At 71.6% G+C, this 22,330-nt stretch carries 19 protein-coding genes; 8 read left to right on the top strand and 11 right to left on the bottom strand.

The window, feature by feature from the left end:
• The first annotated feature begins 14 nt into the window (after positions 1-14).
• From ACE101_RS10050 to ACE101_RS10030, 5 genes are all read left to right on the top strand, one after another.
• Positions 15-1,547, top strand: coding sequence for an ABC transporter substrate-binding protein (locus ACE101_RS10050; protein WP_379128656.1), 1,533 nt, complete (start codon positions 15-17; stop codon positions 1,545-1,547).
• Between the two features lie 322 nt (positions 1,548-1,869).
• A complete protein-coding gene (locus tag ACE101_RS10045; RefSeq protein WP_379128654.1) occupies positions 1,870-2,811 on the top strand; it encodes an ABC transporter permease in 942 nt (313 codons plus the stop codon).
• 8 nt (positions 2,812-2,819) lie between these two features.
• On the top strand, positions 2,820-3,674 hold the full coding sequence (locus ACE101_RS10040; RefSeq protein WP_379128653.1) for an ABC transporter permease: 855 nt from the start codon (positions 2,820-2,822) through the stop codon (positions 3,672-3,674).
• Positions 3,671-4,696, top strand: coding sequence for an ABC transporter ATP-binding protein (locus tag ACE101_RS10035; protein ID WP_379128650.1), 1,026 nt, complete (start codon positions 3,671-3,673; stop codon positions 4,694-4,696). Before ACE101_RS10040 ends, ACE101_RS10035 begins: the two co-directional genes overlap by 4 nt.
• Positions 4,693-5,670, top strand: coding sequence for an ABC transporter ATP-binding protein (locus ACE101_RS10030; RefSeq protein WP_379128647.1), 978 nt, complete (start codon positions 4,693-4,695; stop codon positions 5,668-5,670). Before ACE101_RS10035 ends, ACE101_RS10030 begins: the two co-directional genes overlap by 4 nt.
• A 407-nt stretch (positions 5,671-6,077) precedes the next feature.
• Here ACE101_RS10030 and ACE101_RS10025 read toward each other — a convergent pair whose 3' ends face one another.
• Genes ACE101_RS10025 through ACE101_RS10005 form a run of 5 tightly spaced genes read right to left on the bottom strand, consistent with a single transcriptional unit; the run spans position 6,078 to position 10,697 of the window.
• Entirely contained in the window at positions 6,078-6,734 is a 657-nt protein-coding gene (locus tag ACE101_RS10025) for an ABC transporter ATP-binding protein (protein WP_379128644.1), read from the bottom strand.
• Positions 6,721-7,491 (bottom strand): ABC transporter ATP-binding protein, encoded by a 771-nt coding sequence (locus ACE101_RS10020; RefSeq protein ID WP_379128641.1) that lies wholly within the window; start codon positions 7,489-7,491, stop codon positions 6,721-6,723. Before ACE101_RS10020 ends, ACE101_RS10025 begins: the two co-directional genes overlap by 14 nt.
• Positions 7,488-8,420 carry a branched-chain amino acid ABC transporter permease gene (locus ACE101_RS10015; protein WP_379128639.1) on the bottom strand — a complete coding sequence of 311 codons (933 nt, stop codon included), beginning with the start codon at positions 8,418-8,420 and terminating at the stop codon, positions 7,488-7,490. The genes ACE101_RS10020 and ACE101_RS10015 overlap by 4 nt, the downstream gene beginning before the upstream one ends.
• The gene (locus tag ACE101_RS10010; RefSeq protein WP_379128638.1) at positions 8,417-9,349 is read right to left on the bottom strand and encodes a branched-chain amino acid ABC transporter permease; all 933 of its coding nucleotides are present in this window, start codon (positions 9,347-9,349) and stop codon (positions 8,417-8,419) included. Before ACE101_RS10010 ends, ACE101_RS10015 begins: the two co-directional genes overlap by 4 nt.
• 10 nt (positions 9,350-9,359) lie before the next feature.
• Positions 9,360-10,697 carry an ABC transporter substrate-binding protein gene (locus ACE101_RS10005; RefSeq protein WP_379128635.1) on the bottom strand — a complete coding sequence of 446 codons (1,338 nt, stop codon included), beginning with the start codon at positions 10,695-10,697 and terminating at the stop codon, positions 9,360-9,362.
• 333 nt (positions 10,698-11,030) lie between these two features.
• Here ACE101_RS10005 and ACE101_RS10000 point away from each other — a divergent pair, with 333 nt between their 5' ends.
• Positions 11,031-12,485: an aldehyde dehydrogenase family protein gene (locus ACE101_RS10000; RefSeq protein WP_379128633.1), complete on the top strand. Its 1,455-nt coding sequence runs from the start codon at positions 11,031-11,033 to the stop codon at positions 12,483-12,485.
• Positions 12,486-12,644: 159 nt separating this feature from the next.
• On the opposite strand, the gene ACE101_RS09995 is transcribed toward ACE101_RS10000, so the two are convergent.
• From ACE101_RS09995 to ACE101_RS09980, 4 genes are all read right to left on the bottom strand, one after another.
• Positions 12,645-13,271 (bottom strand): hypothetical protein, encoded by a 627-nt coding sequence (locus tag ACE101_RS09995; RefSeq protein WP_379128631.1) that lies wholly within the window; start codon positions 13,269-13,271, stop codon positions 12,645-12,647.
• Positions 13,246-13,770: a c-type cytochrome gene (locus tag ACE101_RS09990; RefSeq protein ID WP_379128630.1), complete on the bottom strand. Its 525-nt coding sequence runs from the start codon at positions 13,768-13,770 to the stop codon at positions 13,246-13,248. Before ACE101_RS09990 ends, ACE101_RS09995 begins: the two co-directional genes overlap by 26 nt.
• A 54-nt stretch (positions 13,771-13,824) precedes the next feature.
• Positions 13,825-15,582, bottom strand: coding sequence for a PQQ-dependent dehydrogenase, methanol/ethanol family (locus tag ACE101_RS09985; RefSeq protein ID WP_379128627.1), 1,758 nt, complete (start codon positions 15,580-15,582; stop codon positions 13,825-13,827).
• A 99-nt stretch (positions 15,583-15,681) separates the two neighbouring features.
• On the bottom strand, positions 15,682-16,089 hold the full coding sequence (locus tag ACE101_RS09980) for a copper chaperone PCu(A)C domain-containing protein (protein WP_379128625.1): 408 nt from the start codon (positions 16,087-16,089) through the stop codon (positions 15,682-15,684).
• Positions 16,090-16,712: 623 nt separating this feature from the next.
• Between ACE101_RS09980 and ACE101_RS09975 the strand changes: the two genes are divergently transcribed.
• Together ACE101_RS09975 and ACE101_RS09970 are read left to right on the top strand one after the other, a co-directional pair.
• On the top strand, positions 16,713-19,028 hold the full coding sequence (locus ACE101_RS09975; RefSeq protein ID WP_379128622.1) for a xanthine dehydrogenase family protein molybdopterin-binding subunit: 2,316 nt from the start codon (positions 16,713-16,715) through the stop codon (positions 19,026-19,028).
• A gap of 193 nt (positions 19,029-19,221) precedes the next feature.
• Positions 19,222-20,253: a DUF3616 domain-containing protein gene (locus tag ACE101_RS09970; RefSeq protein WP_379128619.1), complete on the top strand. Its 1,032-nt coding sequence runs from the start codon at positions 19,222-19,224 to the stop codon at positions 20,251-20,253.
• Between the two features lie 64 nt (positions 20,254-20,317).
• Here ACE101_RS09970 and pncB read toward each other — a convergent pair whose 3' ends face one another.
• Together pncB and ACE101_RS09960 are read right to left on the bottom strand one after the other, a co-directional pair.
• The gene (gene pncB / locus ACE101_RS09965) at positions 20,318-21,610 is read right to left on the bottom strand and encodes a nicotinate phosphoribosyltransferase (RefSeq protein ID WP_379138580.1); all 1,293 of its coding nucleotides are present in this window, start codon (positions 21,608-21,610) and stop codon (positions 20,318-20,320) included.
• Positions 21,611-21,739: 129 nt separating this feature from the next.
• Positions 21,740-22,249, bottom strand: a complete 510-nt coding sequence (locus tag ACE101_RS09960; RefSeq protein ID WP_379128616.1) for a pyridoxamine 5'-phosphate oxidase family protein — start codon at positions 22,247-22,249, stop codon at positions 21,740-21,742.
• Positions 22,250-22,330: the final 81 nt, after the last annotated feature.

Raw genomic sequence — 22,330 nt, 5'->3', positions numbered from 1 at the left:
AGGGGATCACCACGATGAGACGTCTCTTCTTCGCCGCGGCGGCCCTCACCCTCCTCGCGGCCCCGGCATCGGCCAAGACGCTCACCATCGGCATGGCCGCCGCCGACGTGAGCCAGCTCGATCCCTTCCGCGCCACCACCACCCAGGACAAGCCGGTCGTCTCCTGGATCTTCAACGGCCTCGTGCGCTTCAAGCCGGGCTCGACCAGCCTCGAGACCCTGGAGCCGGACCTCGCCGAGAGCTGGACCCGCTCGGAGGACGGCCGCACCTGGACCTTCGCCCTGCGCAAGGGGGTGACGTTTCACGGCGGCTACGGCGAGATGACCGCCGACGACGTGGTGTTCTCGCTCAAGCGCGCCGCCGACCCGAAGACCTCGTCCTTCTCCACCGACTACGCGGCCTTCGACACGGTCGAGGCGCTCGATCCCCACACGGTGCGGATCACCCTCAAGCACCCGGTGCCCTCGCTGCTCGGCCTCGTGGCGAACTACCACGGCGGCAACGTGCTGAGCCGCAAGGCGGTCGAGGCGCTCGGCAACGACTTCCGGCTGAAGCCGGTCGGCACCGGGCCCTTCGCCTTCGCCGAGTACAAGCCGAACGAGAGCGTGCGGCTCACCGCCAACCCGGATTACTTCCGCGGCAAGCCGAAGCTCGACGGCGTCCTCTACCGGCTGATCCCGGCCGACGCCGCCCGCGACCTCGCCTTCACCTCGGGCGAGCTCGACATCGTCTACGGCCGCCAGGACCAGCGCTGGGCCGAGCGCTTCGGCCGCGAGCCCGACGTCTCGGTCGACATCGTGCGCCCGGCGGAGCTGGCGCTCCTGCACCTGAACCTGACCCACAAGCCGCTCGACGACGTGCGCGTGCGCCGGGCCGTCGCCCACGCGATCAGCCAGGCGCAGATCGTGCAGTTCAAGGGCCCGACCGTCACCGAGCCGGCGGTCTCGATCATCCCCAAGGGCTATCTCGGCACCGACGAGAAGGCGCCGCTCCCCGCCTACGATCCCGCCAAGGCCAAGGCCCTGCTGGCGGAGGCGGGCTATCCGAACGGCATCACCATCACGGCGATCCAGACCAGCCTGCCCACCATGCTGACCGCGATGCAGATCGTGCAGGGCCAGCTCAAGAAGGCCGGGATCGAGCTGAAGCTCGACGTCGTCGACCACCAGACCTTCCACGCCCAGATCCGCAAGGACCTCTCGGACGCGGTCTACTACGCCGCCGCCCGCTTTCCCGTCGCCGACACCTACCTGACGCAGTTCTTCGATTCGGCCTCGACGGTGGGCAAGCCCGGCGCGGTGACGAACTTCTCCCACTGCAACGCCGCCGACGCGGAGATCACCAAGGCCCGCACGGAGGCGGATCCGGAGGCGCAGAAGGCGCTCTGGAAGCAGGCCCAGGCCAAGATCATCGATCAGGTCTGCGCGGTCCCGCTCTCCGAGGGCCTCCAGGTCTGGGCCCACAAGAAGACGGTCGATTACGGCTACGATTTCAAGGGCGCGATCCATCTCGGCCCGGTGATCACGGAAGCGACCGACAAGAAGTGACGCGCATCGCTCGTCTCCGGGAAAGACGCAAGGGCAGCAGCGTCTTGTGGCGGCATCCGAAGGTCGTGGTTCACGCGTGCGGATTCCCTCTCCCTCACGGGAGAGGGTTTCCCCCGCGCCTTAACGGATGCCCGGAAATCCCTGCCGGAGAAACAGAATCCGGTGCCGGAGCCCGCATCGCGGAGGGATCGGGGGATCGCACCGTCCCGCCGCCCGCACGACGCCACCCTGGACCGTCGCGTCTCCACGCGAGATCCTCCATTCCGAGCCCCTCTCCCATCCGGGAGAAGGGAACGAGGCCCGCCCCAACCCCGGCACGCCGATGATCCCGTTCATCCTCAAGCGCTTCCTGCTCGCGGTGCCGACGCTCGCGGCGGTGCTGACCGTGGTGTTCGTGCTCGTGCGGGTGGTGCCGGGAGACCCCACCATCGTGATCCTGGGCGATCAGGCGAGCGAGGCGGCCCGGGCCGACCTGCGGGCAAAGCTCGGCCTCGATCAGCCGATCCTCGCGCAGTACCTCGCCTTCATGAGGCAGGTCGCCACCGGCGATATCGGCCGCTCCCTCACCACCAACCGGCCGGTGCTGGAGGACGTCGCCCACGTCCTGCCCTACACGATCGAACTGACGCTGGCCGCCGTCGCGATCGGCGTCGGGGTCGGCGTGCCGCTCGGCGTGGTGGCGGCGCGGCGGCGGGACGGGCTCGCCGACTGGATCGCCCGCATCGTGTCCCTCGCCGGGGTCTCGTTCCCGGCCTTCGTCTCCGGCATCCTCCTGCTCATCGTCTTCGCGGTGCAGCTGCGCTGGTTTCCGGTGATCTCGACCCCGCGCACCGGCGGCCTGCTCGACCGGCTCGGCGCGCTGGTGCTGCCGGCGCTCAATCTCGGGCTCCTGATGGTCGCCACCATCACCCGGGTGACGCGCTCGGGCATGCTGAAGGCGCTCGGCGAGGATTACGTGCGCACCGCGCGGGCCAAGGGCATGCCGGGGCGGGTCGTGGTCTGGCGCCATGCCCTGCGCAACGTGCTGGTCCCGGTCGTCACGGTGGTCGGGCTCTATCTCGGCGTGCTGATCGGCAACGCGGTCCTCACCGAGATTGTCTTCAACCGCCCGGGTCTCGGCAAGCTGATCGTCACGGCCCTGACCCAGCGCGACTACAGCCTGCTCCAGGGCCTGATGGTGGTCTCCGCCTTCGCCATCGTGGTCGCCAACGTGCTCACCGACATCACCTACGGCCTCGTCGATCCGCGGGTCTCGGCTCCATGAGCGCCCCCATGAGCGCCGCCTCCGCCTCCGCCGCCCCGAGCGCGTGGCGCCGGGCCACCCGCTCGCCGGGCCTCGTCATCGGCCTCGTCACGGCGCTCGCCGCGGTGGCCCTCGCCCTGCTGGCGCCGTGGATCGCCCCCTTCGATCCCAACGAGCAGGACCCGCTCGCGGCCCTGGCGCCGCCCTCCGCCGAGCACTGGTTCGGCACCGACTTCTTCGGCCGGGACGTGCTGTCGCGGGTGATCTGGGGGGCGCGGATCTCGCTCTCGGTGGGCTTCCTCGCCACCGCCGCCGGGGTGGTGCTCGGCGCGGTGATCGGGATCGCCGCGGGCTATTTCGGCGGCTGGACCGACCGGCTCATCACCGCCGCCACCGACGTGCTCCTGAGCTTCCCGCAGCTCATCATGGGCCTGATGCTGGTGGCGGTGCTGGGCCCGAGCCTCGGCAACCTGATCCTCGCCATCGCGGTCACGGCGGTGCCGGCCTTCATCCGCATCGCCCGCGGCTCGACCCTCGCCATGCGCCAGCGCGACTTCGTCGATGCCTGCCGGGCGCTGGGCTATTCGGACCTGCGGATCATGTTCGGCCACATCCTGCCGAACATCCTCGACGAGGTGGTGGTGCTCGCCTCGCTCTGGCTCGCCACCGCGATCCGCACCGAATCCACCCTCGCCTTCATCGGCCTCGGGGTGCCGCCGCCCACCGCCACCTGGGGCAGCATCGTGCGGGAGGGTTTCGACAACCTCCTCGATGCGCCCTGGCTCTCGATCTTCCCCAGCCTCGCGATCCTCGCCGTGATGGTGGGCCTCAACCTCGTCGGCGACGGCCTGCGCGACGCCACCGACCCGCGGGGGGCGCCATGACCGCGACGACGACGCGGGCCCGGACGACGAGCGGGGGCACGGCCGCCCCGGCCGGGGCCGAACTCCTGCGGGTGGAGGGGCTCACCACCCAGATCCGCGTCGGCGGCACGTGGCACGACGCGGTGCGGGAGGTCTCCTTCGCGGTCCGCGGGGCCGAGACCCTCGCCCTCGTCGGCGAATCGGGCTGCGGCAAGAGCCTCACCGCCCTCTCGGTGATGGGCCTCCTCGCCCCGAAGGTCGGGCGCGTCGCCGCCGGGCGCATCGTGGTCGACGGTACCGACATGCTCGCCGCCTCGGAGCGCGAGCGGGAGGCGATGCGGGGCGACCGGCTCGCGATGATCTTCCAGGAGCCGATGACCTCGCTCAACCCGGTCCTGACCATCGGCTTCCAGATCGCCGAGGCCCTACGGCGCCACCGCGGCCTGTCGCGGGCGGCGGCCCGGGAGCGGGCGATCGCCCTCCTCGACCGGGTGCGCGTGCCCTCGGCGGCGGAGCGCATCGATGCCTATCCGCACCAGTTCTCCGGCGGCATGCGCCAGCGGGTGATGATCGCGATGGCGCTCGCCTGCGGCCCGCGGGTGCTCATCGCGGACGAGCCCACCACCGCCCTCGACGTCACCATCCAGGCGCAGGTCCTGGCGCTGCTGGCCGACATCCAGCGGCGGGAGGCGTTGGCGGTGCTGCTCATCACCCACAATCTCGGCGTCGTCGCCTCGGTGGCCGACCGGGTGATGGTGATGTATGGCGGCGACGTCGTGGAGAGCGCGCCCGTGCGCGCGTTCTTCGCCCGCCCCACCCACCCCTACGCGGAGGGGCTCCTCCGGGCGATGCCCCGGGTCGACCGGGTGCAGGACCTCGCGGCGATCCCGGGCCAGGTGCCGACCCTGCCCGAGATGCCGGCGGGCTGCCGCTTCCAGTCCCGCTGCCCCCTGCGGATCGAGCGCTGCCGCGAGCGGCCGCCCCTCGTCCCCCTGCCGGGCGAGCCGGAGCACGCGGTGCGCTGCTGGGTGAGGGCCGCATGACCGGCGCTCCCCTCCTCGAGGTCCGCGACCTGTCGAAGACCTTCCTCATCCGGCGCGGCTTCCCGGTCACCCGCACGGTCCTGGTGCGGGCTCTCGACCGGGTGTCGTTCTCGGTCGCGCGCGGGGAGGCCCTCGGCATCGTCGGCGAATCGGGCTGCGGCAAGTCCACCACCGCCCGGGTCGCCCTGCGCCTGACGGAGGCCGATGGCGGCCTCGTGCGCTTCGACGGGCAGGACGTGCTGGCGGCGCGCGCCGGGGCGATGCGCGGCCTGCGGCGGCGGATGCAGATCGTCTTCCAGGATCCGGCCTCCTCCCTCGATCCGCGCCAGCGCATCGGCCAGGCGCTGGGCGAGCCCCTGCGGGTCCACGGTCTCGCCCGCGGGGCCGCCCTCGCGGAGCGCGTCGCCGGGCTCCTCGCCGAGGTCGGCCTGCCGGCGAGCGCGGCGGCCCGATTCCCGCACGAATTCTCGGGCGGGCAGCGCCAGCGCATCGGCATTGCCCGGGCGCTCGCTCTCGGCCCCGACCTGATCTTCGCCGACGAGCCGGTCTCGGCCCTCGACGTCAGCGTCCAGGCGCAGATCCTGCGCCTGCTCGAATCCCTGCGGCAGGCCCGCAACCTCGCCTTCGTGTTCATCTCCCACGATCTCGGCGTGGTCCGGCATTTCTGCCAGCGGGTGACGGTGATGTATCTCGGCCGGGTGGTGGAGAGCGGCCCGGTCGGCTCGCTCTTCGGGGAGCCGCTCCATCCCTACACCCAGCTCCTCAAGGCCTCCTCGCCGGTGCCGGATCCGGAGCAGCCGGTGGCGATGCGGTTCCAGGAGGGCGAGCCGCCCTCGCCCCTGAACCCGCCGGCGGGCTGCCACTTCCATCCCCGCTGCCCGCACGCCGTCGCGCGCTGCCGGACCGAGGCGCCCGCCCTGCGCGAGGCCGCGCCCGGGCGGCTGGTGGCCTGCCACCTCTACGGGCCGGCGTGATACGGTTTCCGGAAGATCACTTTCGGAAACCGTATCACGAGCCCGCGCGGCGCCTGAGCGAGGCCGGTTTCCGCATCGCGAAGCGATCATCCGGAAACCGTATGAGGTCGCGGACAGCCGCCGGCGGGGAGCCCGACAGCCGCTTCACCGCAAGCGGCTGATCCCAGCGGCCCCCGATGCTGACGCGTCCTCTCTCGATCTCGGGCCTGCCCGAGATCGACGGGGCCGTTGGACCAACTCGAACTTTCGACACCCAATCGGAGACTTGGTCAGGGACTTGATCAGAGACTTGGCGAAAATCCGAGAACGGCACCAACGGTCATTGTCAATGACCGTTGGTCACGCGTCCCTGGCGGCACGCGCGCCGATCGCCGTCGCCCGGGCGCCGGCCCCGGGCGTCCCGCCGCTCACGCCGCCGAGACTTCGCCGCGCTCGATCTCGATGGTGCTGTCGACGAGCGCCCGCAGCAGGTCGGGGCTGCTCTCGGTGATCAGGATCGCGACGTCGGGGAGCGCCGTGCGCAGCCGCGCCAGCGCCTCGGCGTAGCGCAGGGCGAGCGCCGGGGCGAGGCCCTGGAAGGGCTCGTCGAGGAGCACGGCCCGCGTGCCCACCATCAGCGCCCGCCCGAGCGCCACCATCTTGCCCTGCCCGCCCGAGAGGCCCGCGGCCTTGCGGGGGCCGAATTCCCGGATCTCGGGCAGGAGGCCGTAGACCGCGTCCAGCCGGCGCAGGATCTCGGCCCGGGGCAGGCCGAGCACCTGCACCGGCAGCAGCAGGTTGTCGCGCACGGTGAAGCTGCCGAAGAGCCTGCGCTCCTCCGGGGCGTAGCCGATGCCGAGCCGCGCCCGGTGGTGGGCCGGGATCGCGCCGGCATCTCGCCCGTCGAGGACGACCCGCCCGGCCCGCAGCGGCAGGAGGCCCATCAGCGTGCGCAGGGTCGTGGTCTTGCCCGCGCCGTTGCGCCCGATCAGGGCGACGCGCCCGCCCGGCGGGATCGCGAAGGACACCCCGCGCAGCACCGGCACCCCGGCGATCTCGACCGCGGCCTGTTCAAGGCGAAGCATGGGCGCCTCCCGCCGGGACGATGCCGATGACGGTGCGCTGCACCTCGGGGTCGTTGAGGATCTCCCGCGGCGGCCCGAGCGCCGCGATGCGCCCCTGGCCCCACACCGCCACGCGGTCGGCGAAGCGGCCGACGACGTCCATGTCGTGCTCCACGAACACCGCCGTCACGCCCGCCCCGCGCAGCACCCGCACCAGGGTCTCGACGATGGCCATCTTCTCGGCCGCCGCGACGCCGCTCGTCGGCTCGTCCATCATGATCAGGCGCGGGCGCAGGGCGACCGCCATGGCGATGTCGACGAGCTTGCGCGTGCCCTCGTTGAGGGCGTCGGCGCGCAGGCCGGCGACCCCCGAGAGGCCGAAGCGGTCGATCAGCTCCGCCGCCTCGTCGCGGAAGGCGGGGCGCAGGAGCGGCGCCAGGAGCGCGAGCCTTCCCTCCCGGGCGGCCACCGCGAGGGCCACGTTCTGCAGCACCGTGTGCCCGGAGAAGAGCTGCGGGAGCTGGAAGCTGCGGGCGACCCCGAGGGCCACGATGCGCCGCGGCGAGAGGCCGAGGATCGGCTGCCCGTCGAAGCGGATGCTCCCGCCCTGCGGCTTGAGGTAGCCGGTCGTCATGTTGATGAAGGTGGTCTTGCCCGCCCCGTTCGGGCCGATGATCGCCAGGAACTCGCCGCCCTCGACGTCGAGGTCGATGCCGTCCGCCGCCTTGAGGCCGCCGAAGGCGAGGCGCAGATCCCGGGCCGAGAGGAGCGCGCTCATGCGGCCCTCCCCCGGCGCGCGATCAGGCCCCACAGGCCGCCGGGCGCGAACACGATGACGGCGAGGAGCACGAGGCCGAGCACCGCCTGCCACGCATGGGCGACGAGCGCCGCCGCGTAGACGCGGGTCAGCTCGTAGGCCGCGGCTCCGAGGAACGGACCCAGCACGCTGCCGGCCCCGCCGAGGATGGCGATGAAGACGAGTTCGCCCGAGGTGGTCCAGTAGGCGAGCGCCGGCGTGACGTGGCGGGTGGTGAGCGCGATGAGCGTGCCCGCGCAGCCCGCCATCACGGCCGAGGCCGCGTAGGCGACGAGGAGCACGCGCCGGGGCGAGACGCCCATGAAGTCGAGACGGGTCTCGCGGGTCTTGATCCCCGCGAGCGCCTCGCCCCAGGGGGCGTGCAGCGTGACCCGCACGAGGGCCCCGAAGCCGAGCACCAGCACGAGGGCGAGGCCGAGCACCGCCCATTCCGCCGCCTCGCCCGAGAGGCGCTGGCCGAGGAACGTGACGGGGCCGAGCCGGATGCCGTCGGCCCCGTGGGTGATCGCGTAGAACTTCTCGAGCACCGAGTAGAACACCATGCTCAGCGCGAGGTTGAGCATGCCGAAGAAGATCTCGCGGTAGCGCACCACGAACAGCCCGATCACGAGGCCGACGAGGCCGGCGACGAGCGCCCCGAGCGGGACGAGCAGCAGCGCCTCCGGCACGAACGGGGCGGCGAAGGCCGCCGTGTAGGCCGCGAGCGCGAGGTAGAGGGCGTGGCCGAAGCTGACCTGGCCCGCGCGCAGGAGGAGCAGGATGCCGAGCACGGCGAGGCCCTTGGCCAGCGCGATCGTCAGCACGAAGCGCAGCCAGGGCACCGCGTAGGCGAGGCCGAGCACCAGGGCGGCGCCGGCGAGGGCGAGGAGGGTTTCGCGACGGGGGCTCATATGCGTCGGGTCTCCGCCACGCCGAACAGGCCCTGCGGCCGGAACAGCAGCACCGTCACCATGATGGCGTAGGGCACCACCACCTCGAATTCGGGGGCGACGTAGACCGCGAAGGAGCGGCCGAGCCCGATGAGGAGGGCCGCGACCGCCGCCCCCTCGATCTGGCCGAGCCCCGCCGTCGCCACCACCGCGAAGGAGAGCACGATGGTGGAGGCCCCGACCCCCGGCACCAGCGAGACGGTCGGCGCGGCGAGCGCGCCTCCGAGCGCGGCGAGGCCCGCCCCCGCCGTGAAGGTGAGGAGCGTCACCTTGGCCGCGTCGATGCCGAGCGCCCGCGCGGCCTCCCGGTCCACCGTCACCGCGACCACCATGCGCCCGACGAGCGTGTAGCGCAGCACGGCGGCGAGGAGGGCGAGCGTCGCGAGGGCGACGCCCGGCAGGACGTAGAGCTGGTAGGCCGTGAACGGGATCGTGTCGGTCCCGAAGGGCACGTCGACGGTGCCGAGCCACTTCAGGGGCGCGTCGAACACCACCGGCTGCACGCCCCAGACCAGCTTCTGCAGATCCTCCAGGATCATGAACAGCGCGAAGGTGACGAGGAGCTGGAGCACCGGCTCCTGGTCCTGCATCCGCCGCAGCAGCAGCCGCTCGATCAGCGGCCCGAGGATCACCCCGACCAGGATCGCCGCCGCGAGCAGCACCGGCAGCCCGGCCCAGGGCGGCGCCCCGAGCGAGGCGAGGAACAGCCCGAGCGAGGCCGCCGCGTAGCCGCCGATGGCGTAGAGGCTGCCATGCGCCACGTTGAGCACCCGCAACACTCCGAAGACGAGGTTCAGCCCCACCGCCACCATGAACACGGCGGCGGCGTAGGACAGCCCGTCGAGGAGGGCGAGGCCGACGAGGAGGCCGTTCTCGGAGAGCCAGGACACGGGCCGCGGCCTACCGGAAGGCCTGCGCCGGCGGCACCCTGGCCACGAGGTCGGGGGTGAGCGTCTTCAGCCAGTCCGCGCTCTTGCGGCCGACCGGCGTGGTGACGCTGTCGGCGGGGAACACCACCATGTCGGTGAGCACCGGGAAGGGGTAGCGCTCGCTGTGCAGGGTGGTGCCGATGAGCTGGTTCTCCAGCCCCTGCCCGTCCTCCCGGATGCGCACGCTCGCGGTGGGCGAGGGGAATTCCAGGCCCGTGAAGGCGGCGGCGATCTCGGCGTCGGTGGGCCAGCCGCCGCCCTTGGCGGCCACGGCCTTCTCGAGGCCGGCCTTCATGGCCGAGACCGCCTGGGCCATGTGGAAGCAGGGGTAGATCGGGTAGGCGTTGAAGCGGGCGCGGTAGCTCTCGGTGAAGCGCTTCAGGCGCTCCGGATCGTCGGGCGAGGGATGCAGGAACCAGTGGTCGCCGCGCGCGCCCACGATATGGCCGGCCGGCAGCGCCTTGCCGACCCGCTGCAGGGAGGATTCGGCGAGCGGCATCACGAAGGTGGAGCGCTCGAACAGCTTGCGGTCGGAGGATTGCCGGATCAGCGCGTCGAGGTCGCCGCCCCAGGAGGTGGACAGGACGACCTCCGGCCGCAGGGCCAGCACCCGGGTGATCTCGGTCGAGAAATCCGTGGCGCCGAAGCGCGGAAACAGCTCGGCCGCGACCTTCACCCCCGGCTTCAAGGTGTTGAGGGCGGTGCGGAAGATGTCCCAGGAATCGCGGCCCCAGGCGTAATCCTGGTTGATGACGGCGATCGACTTGAAGTCGGGCTTCACCTTGAGGAGGTAGAGGAGCGCCGCGAGGATCTCGGGCGTCGCGTTGGCCTGGGTGCGGAAGGCGAAGGCGTAGCGGTTCTCCTCGAAGATGCGCTGGGTGCCGCAATCCCACAGCAGGGTCGGCCGCTTCAGCTCGTCGGCGAGCGGCGCGCAGGCGATGCAGTCGGCCGACGAGATCGCCGCGAAGACGACGTGCACGCCCTCGCTCTGGACGAGGCGGCGGTACTCGCCGACCACGTGATCGACCCCCGGCCCCTCGTCGACGAAGATCGGGCGCACCTTGATGCCGGCGATGCCGCCGCCCGCGTTGATCTCGTCGAAGAGCATCTCGGCGGTCTGCCGGCCGGGAACGCCGAACACGCTGGCGGGTCCCGACAGGTAGGTGGCGATGCCGACCTTGATCTCCTGAGGCTTTGCTCCTTGCGCCTGGACCGTCCGGCCGGAGAGCGCGAGGCCGCCGATGCCGATCGCCCCGAGGGCGGCCCGCCGCGTCAGCGATGCGCGCGCGCCATCACCGCAACCCACCATGGTATCCTCCCCTTGTCTTGTCTTCACGCGGCTCGGGACCGCGCGGTCTTGGTCTTTGTCATCGCGCCGTTCGCGCACAACATCAATGACTGGGCCGTCGCGAGATTCAACAGCGGCGGCGCTGCGGCCCCCCGCGGCGGGAGCGAACGCCCCATTCGACGCTCCCGGCCGCAGGGGCTATGGTCCGCCCCAAGAGCGCCGCCGCCGCCGGCACCGGGAGGAAACCTCACCGCGGCGGACCCGTCCCCGGGTCCGCCGGTGCGGGCCGTCGGGCCGCTCTCCCGCCCGAGGAGCACGCCCCCGATGCCGTCTGCACCCATGTCCCCTGCCCCGATGTCCCCTGCCATCTCCCGACCCCTGAACTTCATCGGTGGCGAGTGGACCGCCTCCTCCGGCGGGGCCACCCTCGACGTGGTCGAACCCGCCACCGGTGCGGTGATCGGGACGATCGCCGACGGCACGCCGGAGGATGTCGACCGCGCCGTCTCGGCGGCCCGGGAGGCGTTCGACCACGGGGCCTGGGGCCGGACCTCGGCGCTCGACCGCGGCCGCCTGCTGACCCGCCTCGGCACGCTGATCCAGCGCGACACCGACCGGCTGGCCCGGATCGAGGCCCGGGACACGGGCAAGCCCGCCAGCGTCGCCAGGGCCGACATCGTCGCGCTGGCGCGCTACTTCGAGTTCTACGGCGGGGCCGCCGACAAGCTGCACGGCGAGACCATCCCCTACCTCAACGGCTACTTCGTCTCGGTCACGCATGAGCCGCACGGGGTGACGGGCCACATCCTGCCCTGGAACTATCCCGCCCAGATGTTCGGGCGCACGCTCGCTCCCGCCCTCGCGGCCGGCAACGCCACGGTGCTGAAGCCCGCCGAGGATGCCTGCGCGACGGCGCTCGCGCTCGCCGACCTCGTGACCGAGGCGGGCTTCCCCCCGGGCGCCGTCAACATCGTGACCGGCCGCGGGGCCGTCGCGGGCGCCGCGCTCGCGGCGCATGCGGGCGTCGACTTCGTGTCCTTCACCGGTTCGCCGGAGGTGGGGCAGATCATCCAGAAGCTCTGCGCGGACCACTTCATCACCTGCACGCTCGAACTCGGGGGCAAGTCGCCGCAGATCGTCTTCGCCGATGCCGATCTCGACGCGGCCATCCCGGTGATCGTGAAGGCGATCATCCAGAACAGCGGCCAGACCTGCTCGGCCGGCAGCCGCGTGCTGATCGAGCGCAGCGCCTACGACGCGGTGGTCGACCGGCTGGGCCGCGCCTTCGCGGCGGTCCGGGTCGGCCCGCCCGAGATGGATCCCGATTGCGGCCCGATCATCACGGAGAAGCAGCGCCGGCGGGTCCAGGGCTTCATCGACCGCGCCATCGCGGACGGGATCCCAATCCTGGCGCAGGCCGAGATCGCCGAGGGGGCGCCGGCCGGCGGCTACTACGTGCGCCCGACCCTGTTCGGGCCGACCCCGCGCGACAACGCCATCGCCCGCGAGGAGGTCTTCGGGCCGGTCCTGATCGCCCTGCCCTTCGACGACGAGGAGGATGCCGTGGCCCTCGCCAACGGCACCGATTACGGCCTCGTCGCCGCGATCTGGACCCGCGACGGCGGCCGCCAGATGCGCCTCGCCAAGCGCGTCCGCACCGGCCAGATGTTCGTCAACTGCTACGGCGCGGGCGCGGGCATCGAATTGCCCTTCGGCGGCTCGGGCAAGAGCGGCCACGGGCGCGAGAAGGGCTTCGCGGCGCTCCACGACTTCAGCAGGACGAAGACGACCGTGTTCAACCACGGCTGACGGTCCGGCCGCGATCCTCGCCGACGACCGGCCCGGCCGAAGGGCGGCTCACGCCGCCCCGCGCCGGGCCTGACCGGCTCGGGTCCGGCTCGGCTCGGCCGCGACGGTCTCGTCCCGGTTGCCATCGCCGAGCCATGCGGGTTCGCAGCCCGCGAAGCCTCACCGCAGGGCCGCGACGGTGATCCGCGTGCGGCTCACGAAGGCCCGCGGGTCCCGGCCGGCATGGTGGAAGAGTTCGCGGCGCACCGTGACCGTGCGATCGGGCAGCTGCTTGCGGCACTCCTCCTTCACGAAGGTGTCGCCGAGGGGCGATTCGTCGCCGGCCGCCTTCTGCTCGGCGCAGGTCCAGCCCTCCGCGCCCCAGTGGCTGCGCGCCTGAAGGCCGAGGAGATGACCCTTCTTGCGCAGGTAGAGCGGGACCCCGTCGTCGGTCTCGATCACGAGGCCGTCGACCCGGGCATCCTCGCCGACGAGGAGCGTCAGCAGGGCCGGGTGGCCGCCGACCCGGGTGCCGTTGCGCGTCGTCCCGTCCGCATAGGCGAAGCCGATGGCGTGGTGCCCGGCGGCGTCGGCCGGGCAGCTGCGCCACTCGCCCCAGGTGGCAAGCTTGCGCGGCGGGCCGTCGCGGCAGACCAAGTCGGCGTAGCCGTTGGGCGCGATCTCGGCGACCGGCATGCCGACCCGCAGGTCGCGCAGATCGCTGGGCTCCGGCGCCGCGGCGGCGGCGGTGGCCAGCCCCGCGAGGAGCACGGCCGCGATCTCAGTGCGAAGCGGTCTCGCCGCCATCGCTCGCCTCCTTCTTGCGGTAGATGTCGCAGGCCCGGGACGTGGTGCCGAAGAAGGCCGTGCATTCCGCGAGCGTCGGCTCGCCCTTCCCCTTCAGCCGCTCGACCGCGTAGGTCGCCACGGCCTCGATCTCGGCCGGCCGCAGGAAGGCGGCCGCCTCCGGCGGCAGGTTCGATCCCATGTCGGCGCGCAGGGAATCGTAGCACCGCACGGTGTCGTAGGCGCCGCGCTCGTGGGACGGCATGCCCGTGCCGGGCCGGCCGCACCGCACGACCTCGACGATCTGCTCCTTGGTGAGTTCCGTTCGGCGCAGCGACAGGGCGTCGCCGCCGTAACCGCCGCCGCCGCCGCCATGCCACTTGTGGCAGCCCGCGCAGGCCTTCTTGAACACTTGCAACTCGTCGGCGCCCCCCCGCGCGCTCTGCGCCCGGCCCGAGGCCGGGACGAGCGCGGCCGCCAGGACCGCGCCCAGCAGGACTACGCCCAGCCGTTTCATCATGCGGCGATCTCCTCCGGGGGCGGGGCCCGCGGGCCCCGCCCGATGCGGGATGGCTCAGAGCGCGAAGACGTAGAGGGTCGATCCGGGCTGGATGCTCTTCAACTCGGGCGTCGAGTCGATGAACCACTTGTCCCAGGCCCCGCCCAGGCCGACCAGGATCGCCACGTACTGCTTGCCGTCCACCATGAAGGTCATCGGGGGCGCGTTGACGCCGCCGCCGGTGCGGAACTCCCACAGCTTCTCCAGGGTCTTGGCGTCGAGCGCCATCACCCCGCCGGAGGGTTCCCCGGTGAAGACGAGTTCCGGCGTCGCCAGCATGCCGCCCAGGAGCGGGAACGTCGTCTCGTGCTTGCCCGCGACCTTGCCGGTCGTCACGTCGATGGCGGTGACGCTGCCCGTGATGCGGAACGGGTTGGTCGGTCCCCCGCCGGTGAAGAACTCGCGCGGCTTGAGGCTCGCCGTGGTCATCTCCTCGTGCGTGACCCGGTTGCAGCTCTCGATGACCGGTATGTACCAGAGCTGGAGATTCGGATTGTAGGCGGTGGGCGGCCAGTTCTTGCCGCCCATGTTGCCGGGGCAGAAATCCGCGTTCTTGTTCTGGGCGCTCGGCGTGTTCGCGGCGATGTAGGTCTGCACGTCCTTGTTGGGATCGTACTCGAAGGGCTTGCCGGTGTCGGGATTGATGCCCCGGGTCCAGGTGACCTTCTTGACGAAGGGCGTCGCCCAGACGAACTGGCCGTTGGTGCGGTCCACCGCGTAGGCGAAGCCGTTGCGGTCCGCCTCCACCGCGAGCTTGCGCCCGGCAGCGTCGACCAGGAGGTTCTCCGAGACGCTGTCGTAATCGTAGGGATCGTTCGGCGTGTGCTGGAAGTGCCACTTGATCTTGCCGGTCGCGGCGTCGAGGCCGAGCGTCGAGTCGGTGTAGAGGTTGTCTCCCGGCCGGTAGGCGTTGTCCCAGTCCGGGCCCGGGTTGCCGACGCCCCAGACGATCGTCTCGGTGGCCGGGTCGTAGGTGCCGGTCACCCAGGTGGAGCCGCCGCCGCTCACCGCGGCGTCGTTGGGGCCCTTCCAGGTCTCGGCGCCCGGCTCGCCCTTGCCCGGGATCGTGTGGGTGCGCCAGACCTCCTTCTCGGTCTTGAGATCGGTGGCCGCGATCCAGCCGCGGATGCCGTATTCCGCCCCGCCGACGCCGCTGATCGCCATGTCCTTCACGATGAGCGGGGCGCCCGTGATGGTCTCGCTCTTGTCGGGATCGGCCACCTGCCGCTGCCAGGCGACCTGGCCGGTCTCCTTGTTGGTGGCGATGAGGCGCCCGTCGAGGGTGTGGCTGATGATGAGGTCGCCCCAGAGCGCGACGCCGCGGTTGTTCACGCCGCAGCAGGCCACCGCGCCGGCCCATTCCTTGTCGGTCTTGGGATCCATCTTCCAGAGCAACTTCCCGGCGCCGCCATGGGTGTCGATCTTGTAGACCGAGCCCCAGCCGTCGGTGACGTACATGAAGCCGTTCTCGACGATGGGCGTGCCCTCGAGCCCGCCATGGCTCCAGATGCCGCCGCCCTCGATGCCGCCGAGCTGCAGCGTCCAGGCGACCTTGAGGTTCTTGACGGTGGCGCGGTTGAGCTGCGTCAGGGGCGAGAAGCGGTGCCCCGCGAAGGTCCGGTGGTGGTGGATCCAGTTGCCCTCCTCCTTGTCGGCGTTGAGGAGGCGGTCCTGCGTGACGGTGTCGGCGGCGAGCGCCGGGGCGGCGGCGAGGGTCAGGAACGCGGCGGCAGCGAGGGCGTGGCGCGACCACGGCGTGCTGGGTTCGATCATCGCGATGTCTCCTCCAGGCGGCTGCCGTTCTGTCTGGTCGTCACCCCGCCCCGGGCAGCCTCGGGCAGGGCGATCCGGCGCAGGGCCCGGGACGTCCCGTCACCGTGCGGGTGGGCCGCGGCGGACATCCACCGCGACATCCACCGGGCCTGCTTTTCGGAAGCTCGCCGCGCAGACGAAGCGCTCGCCTTCCGCGAGCGGCTGGCGGGTCTGCAGCAGCATGACGTGGGCGCCCTCGGCGGTCAGCACCGTCTCGCCCGCCGCCTTGATCGCGATGGTGGGAATCGCGCGCCGGGCGGGCGGTCCTTCGCCGCCGCGGTCGACCGTCACCTTCTCGCTGAAATTCGCGAAGGGGCAGCGCAGGCGCAGGAGCGCGTCGGCCTCGGCCGCGCGGTTGAGGACGGCCATCTGGAGCGGCACGTCCAAACCCGGCTTCTCCGCCGGCGCGATCCACGCGCCCACGATTTCGACGTCGCCCGCGTGGCAGACCGACGTGGCACCGAGCAACGCGAGCAACACTAGGACAGGACGCCGTACGGGCCAGAGAACGGACCGATCCATCAGCCGATCCCGGCCGCATGGAGGCGGTCACCTGCACCAGATCCCGGCATAGACTTCCTCCCGGGCATTTTTATGCATTGCCAAGACGGTGCGGCTCAGACGATGCGGCTGAGACGACGCGCCGAGGCGATGGGATTACAATCGAGGGTAACGGTCCGCTCCCGGACGTCAAGGGCCTTGGTTCGCGCCGCGCCGATTCCCCGGCATCCGCCAGGCCGGTCGCGGGGCGGCCTCGCTGAGCGCAACGTGGGGTTGATAGACGCGATCGGACCGTTGATCCCGGCCGCGTCGCGATGCCAGGCCTCGGAGGCCGAGACGCCTCTTGTCCGACCATGCTAGGCTGCTCCAAAAATGACCGGCCCGCAGGTTCGGCCGGTCCGGGAGGACGACGGATCCATGGATGGAGCCCTGCTGCCCGAGCGCGCCCGCCCGCGAGGGTGGTCCCCCGGCCCGATGGAGCCCGCCGCGCCCGGCCGGGCTCCGCGCGCGGCCCGGCGTCCGGGAGCGGCCTCATCAGTTCCGAGCATTGCCTGCAGACTGCAACCCTTGCGTCATCCGCCGAGGTTCTCATGACAGTCACCAAGTTCGGTATCGGTCAGCCGCTGCGACGGGTCGAGGATCGCCGCCTCGTCACGGGCGGGGGACGGTACGGCGACGACCACGCGCCGGACGGCTGCCTGCACGCGGCCGTGCTGCGCAGCCCGCACGCCCATGCCCGGTTCCGGATCACGGACCTGAGCGCCGCCCGCGCCATGCCCGGCGTGCAGCTCGTGCTCACCGCCGCCGAGGTCGCGGATCTGGGCGAGATCAAGTGCCAGGCGCCGCTCCCCAACGACGACGGGAGCCAGAATCACCTGGCGCATATCCCGGTGCTCGCGAAGGACACGGCGAAGCATATCGGCGACGCCATCGCCTTCGTGGTGGCCGAGACCCTCGCGCAGGCCCGGGACGCCGTCGAGGCGATCGGCATCGACTACGAGGTCCTGCCCGCCGCCATCGGCATCCGCAACGCCCTGGCGCCCGGCGCGCCCGCCGTCTGGGACGAGGCGCGGGACAACGTCGCCTACGATTCCAGCATGGGCGACAAGGCGGCCACCGACGCGGCCTTTGCCGCGGCGGACCGGGTCGTGCGCATCGAGGTCGAGAACCAGCGCGTCGTGACGAACTACATGGAGACGCGCAGCGTCGTCGCCGAGTACGACGGGGCGACGGAGGGGCTGACGCTCACCATCCCGAGCCAGGGCGTGCACGGCCTGCGCGACACCATCGCGGGCGTGCTCGGCATCGCGAAGGACCAGCTTCGCGTGATCACCGGCGATGTCGGGGGCGGCTTCGGGACCAAGACCTTCACCTACCGCGAATATCCGCTCGCGGCCGAGGCGGCGCGCCGGCTCGGGCGGCCGGTGAAGTGGGTCTCGGAGCGGGGCGAGCACTTCGTCGCCTGCTCGCAGGGGCGCGACAACCTCTCGGTGGGCGAGGTGGCGCTCGACGGCGAGGGCCGCTTCCTCGCCATGCGCTTCGACGTGGTCGGCGATCTCGGCGCCTACCTGTCGCAGTTCGGCCCCTACATCCCGTATCTGGGGGCGACCATGCTCACCGGCGTGTACCGCACGCCCCTGGTGCATGTGCGGGTGCGCGGCCTCTACACCAACACGGTTCCGGTCGATGCCTATCGCGGGGCCGGGCGGCCCGAGGCGGCCTATCTGGTCGAGCGGCTGGTGGATCGGGCGGCCCGCGAGACCGGCCTGACGCCGGACGAGATCCGCCGGCGCAACTTCATTCCGCCGAGCGCCATGCCGTACACCACGCCGATCGGCGACCGGACCTACGACACCGGCGACTTCGCGGCGCATATGGGCCGCGCCATCGAGGCGTCGGACTGGGCGGGGTTCCCGGCGCGCCACGCCGAATCCCTCCGGGCCGGCCGCCTGCGCGGCATCGGGCTCGCGACCTACATCGAGTGCACGGCCTGGGGCGAGGGCGAGGACGTGCGGATCACCCTCGATCGCGACGGCGGCGCCACCGTCTATGTCGGCACCCAGTCGAACGGGCAGGGGCACGCCACGGCCTATGCGCAGTTCGCGGCCGAGCAGCTCGACCTCCCCCTCGACCGGATCCGGGTGGTGCAGGGCGATACGGCGCGGGTCGCGACCGGCGCCGGCACCGGCGGCTCGCGCTCGATCCCGGTCGGCGGCGTCTCGGTCCACGCCGCCTCCAAGGACCTCGCGGGCAAGCTCAAGGACCTCGCCGCGGAGGAACTCGAGGCCGGCACGGGCGACCTCGAGATCGCGGAGGGCGCCGTGCGCGTCGCCGGCACCGACCGGGCCATCGACTTCGCGACGCTCGCCGCGCTCCCGCGCGCCACGGAGGAGCGGCTCACCGGCCAGGGCGACTTCGTGCCGCCGAGCGCGACCTATCCCAACGGCACCCACGTCGCCGAGGTCGAGATCGACCCGGAGACCGGCACCACGCAGGTCGTGCGCTACACGGTGTGCGACGATTTCGGGATGATCGTGAACCCGCTCCTCCTCGCCGGCCAAGTGCATGGCGGGGTGGCCCAGGGCATCGGCCAGGCGCTGCACGAGCGGACCGTCTACGACGCGGACGGGCAGCTGCTCACGGCGAGCTTCATGGATTACGCCCTGCCGCGGGCCGCGGACGTGCCGTTCTTCCACTTCGAGACGCGCAACGTGCCCTCGACCACGAACCCCTTGGGCATCAAGGGGGCCGGCGAGGCGGGCTCGATCGGCTCCTGCCCGGCCGTGATGAACGCGGTCGTCGACGCCCTCGACCGGGGCGCGGGCGTGCGCGACATCGACATGCCCGCGACGCCCGCCAGCATCTTCGCGGCGTTGCGGACCGCGCGCCGCGCCGCCGCGGCCTGACGCGCCGGTCCCGGGCCGCGCCACGGCGCGGCCCGTCGAAGGCTCTGGCCCGTTGAAGGGCTTGGCCCGAAGGCTTTGGCCCGTTGAAGGACTTGGCCCGTTGAAGGACTTGGCCCGTTGAAGGACTTGGCGCCCGCACGATCTACGTCGTCACCGGCCTGAACCCACGAGGCCGGATTCGGGGAGGATTGCCATGAGACGTCTGTCGACGCTGGTGTCCGCGCTCGCCATCAGCCTGCCGACGACCGCCGCCTTCGCACAGGTCAAGACCGGGCCCGTCCTGGTTCATTGGGGCCTGTGCGAGGCTTCCGGCGCAGCGCCCTTCCCGGCCGGAAGCTTCGGCGACCGCTTCCTCGTGGTGAACGACGAGGACAACGTGCTGCGCCTCTACAGGTCCGAGGAGAGCGGGCCGCCGCTCGCGCTCAAGGGCGCGGATCTCGGGGAATCCTTCGGGCTCGGGACGGGCAAGGACGCGCAGAAGGCCGATCTCGAGGCGACGGCCTGGCTCGGCAACGAACTCGTGCTGATCGGCTCCCACGGCCGCAACGACAAGGGCGAGCTGCGCGAGCAGCGCCGACAGTTCACCGCCGTCTCGGTCGCCGATTCCACGGGCGGCACCGTGACGGTCGCGCAGAAGGACGGCGCCTTCCACGGCCTCGCCAAGGCGCTCTCGGACCTCGACCCGCGTCTGGCGGAGCGCATCGCCCTCGACGTGCCGAAGCGGGCGGATCTCAGCGCCAAGCAGCGCGGCCTCACCATCGAGGGGCTGGCCCCGGGGCCGGACGGGCGCTCGCTGCTGATCGGCCTGCGCAACCCGCTCAACGCGGACAACGACGCCATCGTGGTGCCGTTCGAGAATCCGGCCGAGGTGCTGGCGGGCGGCGCGGCCCCCCGGCTCGGCAAGCCCATCGGCCTCGACCTCAAGGGCCGCGGCATCCGCGACATCGCCTACGCGCCGCAGGCCAAGGTCTATCTCGTCGTCGCGGGCGGCTCGGGCAGCGGGGGCGAGGCCTTCGACCTCTACCGCTGGTCGGGCGAGCCCGGCGCGGCGCCGGCCCGGGTGCCGGGGGCCTCGGAGGCGCTGGCCGCGATCCCGAACTTCCAGCCGGAGGGGCTGCTCGTCGCCCCGGACGGCAGCCGCGTGCGCCTGCTCAGCGACGACGGGGGCGATTGCCAGAGCAAGGCGCCGCGCAGCTTCCGCAGCGTCCTCCTCGACCTGCGCTGAGACGCCTGTTCGGCCCGTCTTTCCCACCCTGCGAGGCCGGAGCGCGGCTCGCGCGCCGGCAAACTCACACCGTCACCGGCTGGGCCACCTGGGCGCCCACCGCGAACACGCGCTTGTAGCGCTCCACCTCCTCCTCCGGCCCGAGCGCCTTGGTCGGGTTGTCGGAGAGCTTCACGGTCGGGCGGCCATCGGCCGAGATCACCTTGCAGACGATCGAGATCGGGTCGAGGCGCCCGTCCGGCGCCAACCCGCGGAAATCGTTGGTCAGCAGCGTGCCCCAGCCGTAGCCGATGCGCAGGCGGCCGTGGAAGCGGTGATGGATGGTCTCGATCGTGTCGATGTCGAGCCCGTCCGAGAAGATCGCCAGCTTCTCGCGCGGGTTGCGGCCGCGCTCGCGCCACCACGCGATCGCCTCCTCGCCGCCGATGATCGGATCCTTCGAATCGATGCGGATGCCGGTCCAGTCGGCCATCCAGGCCGGGCCGTTGGCGAGGAAGCCGGTCGTCCCGTAGGTGTCGGGCAGGATGACGAGGAGGTTGCCCGCGTAATCCTGCTGCCAGTCGGCGAGCACGGCGTAGGGGGCGGCGGCGAGCGCTGCGTCGTCCTCGGCGAGCGCCGCGTAGACCATCGGCAGCTCGTGGGCGTTGGTGCCCACCGCCTCGATGTCGTGGCGCAGCGCGATCAGGCAGTTCGAGGTGCCGAGGAAGGCGGGGCCGAGGCCCTCGATCATCGCCTCCACGCACCAGTCCTGCCACAGGAAGCCGTGGCGGCGGCGGGTGCCGAAATCCGCGATCGAGAGGCCCGGCAGCACCTTCAGCCGCTCGATCTTCTCCCAGATCCGGGTCATCGCCCGGGCATAGAGGATCTGGAGATCGAACTTGCCCATCCCGCGCAGGACCCCGCGCGAGCGCAGCTCGTTGAGGATGGCGAGCGCCGGCACCTCCCACATCGTGGTTTCGATCCACGGTCCGTGGAAGGTGAGCACGTATTGCCCATCCTGCTTCTCCAGCAGGTATTCGGGGAAGCGGAAGCTTTCCAGCCAGTCCATGAAGTCCGGCGAGAACATCTGCCGCTGGCCGTAGAAGGTGTTGCCGCGCAGCCAGGTCGACTCGCCGCGGGTCAGGCGCAGGGAGCGGCAATGATCGAGCTGCTCGCGCAGCTCGCCCTCGTCGATGAGGTCGGCGAGGCGGACGCGATGGGTGCGGTTCTGGATGCCGAAGGTGACGTCGACGTCCCGGTGGCGCCGGAAGATCGTCTGCGCCATCAGGAGCTTGTAGAAATCGGTGTCGAGCACCGAGCGGATGATCGGATCGATCTTCCAGGTGTGGTTGTAGACCCTGGTGGCGAGGTCGAGCATCACCCGTGCCTGACTGACCCGGCAGACCCGGGCGGGGTGCGAACCCCGCACGGTTCAGCCGCCGAAGTCAAGCCGGCGTCAGAGAGCATCCCGGGCCCTGCGAGGGCCCGGAACGGGAGCGCCGCGCCCTCAGCGGGCGGCGAGATCAACCGCCTTCTTCTCGGTCTTGGGCGACTCGCCCGTCACCGCTGCCTTCACGTAGCCGTAGAGGTGCAGCATGGTGGCGTTGGGGCTGTCCCAGTATTCGCCCTTCTCCGGGTGGACGCGGATCAGCGTCACCGAGGGATCGTCCTTGCCCTTGGGAAACCACGTCTTCAGGCTCTCGTTCCACTTGGAATCGATCGTCGCCTTGTCGCGCACGATCTCCGCCTTGCCCGAGACCGAGACGTAGTTCTGGTTCGACGGGTCCGAATAGGCGAGGTTGATCTGCGAATCGCGGCTGATCTCGCCGGTCACCGGCGCGTCGATCTTGGTGAAGAACCAGAGATCGCCCTTGTCGTCGGCCTCCTGGCTCCACATCGGCCGGCTGCGCAGCTGCCCGTCGGCATCCACGGTCGTCATCATGGCGACCTTGACGTCCTTGATCAGGCTGAAGAGTTTCTGCGCGCCCTCATGGTCGCGATGGCTGCCCTGATGCATGGATCTCCCTCGTCGGTTGGCCGCCGCACCCCGTCCGGATGGACGCGGCGGGGCGGCGACGTGCGAAACTGCGGGACAACC

Source organism: Methylobacterium carpenticola, from assembly GCF_042748905.1.
Taxonomy (GTDB): Bacteria; Pseudomonadota; Alphaproteobacteria; order Rhizobiales; family Beijerinckiaceae; genus Methylobacterium; species Methylobacterium carpenticola.
Note: the sequence above shows the minus strand (reverse complement) of the source record. Positions and strands in the feature narration are given on the sequence as shown.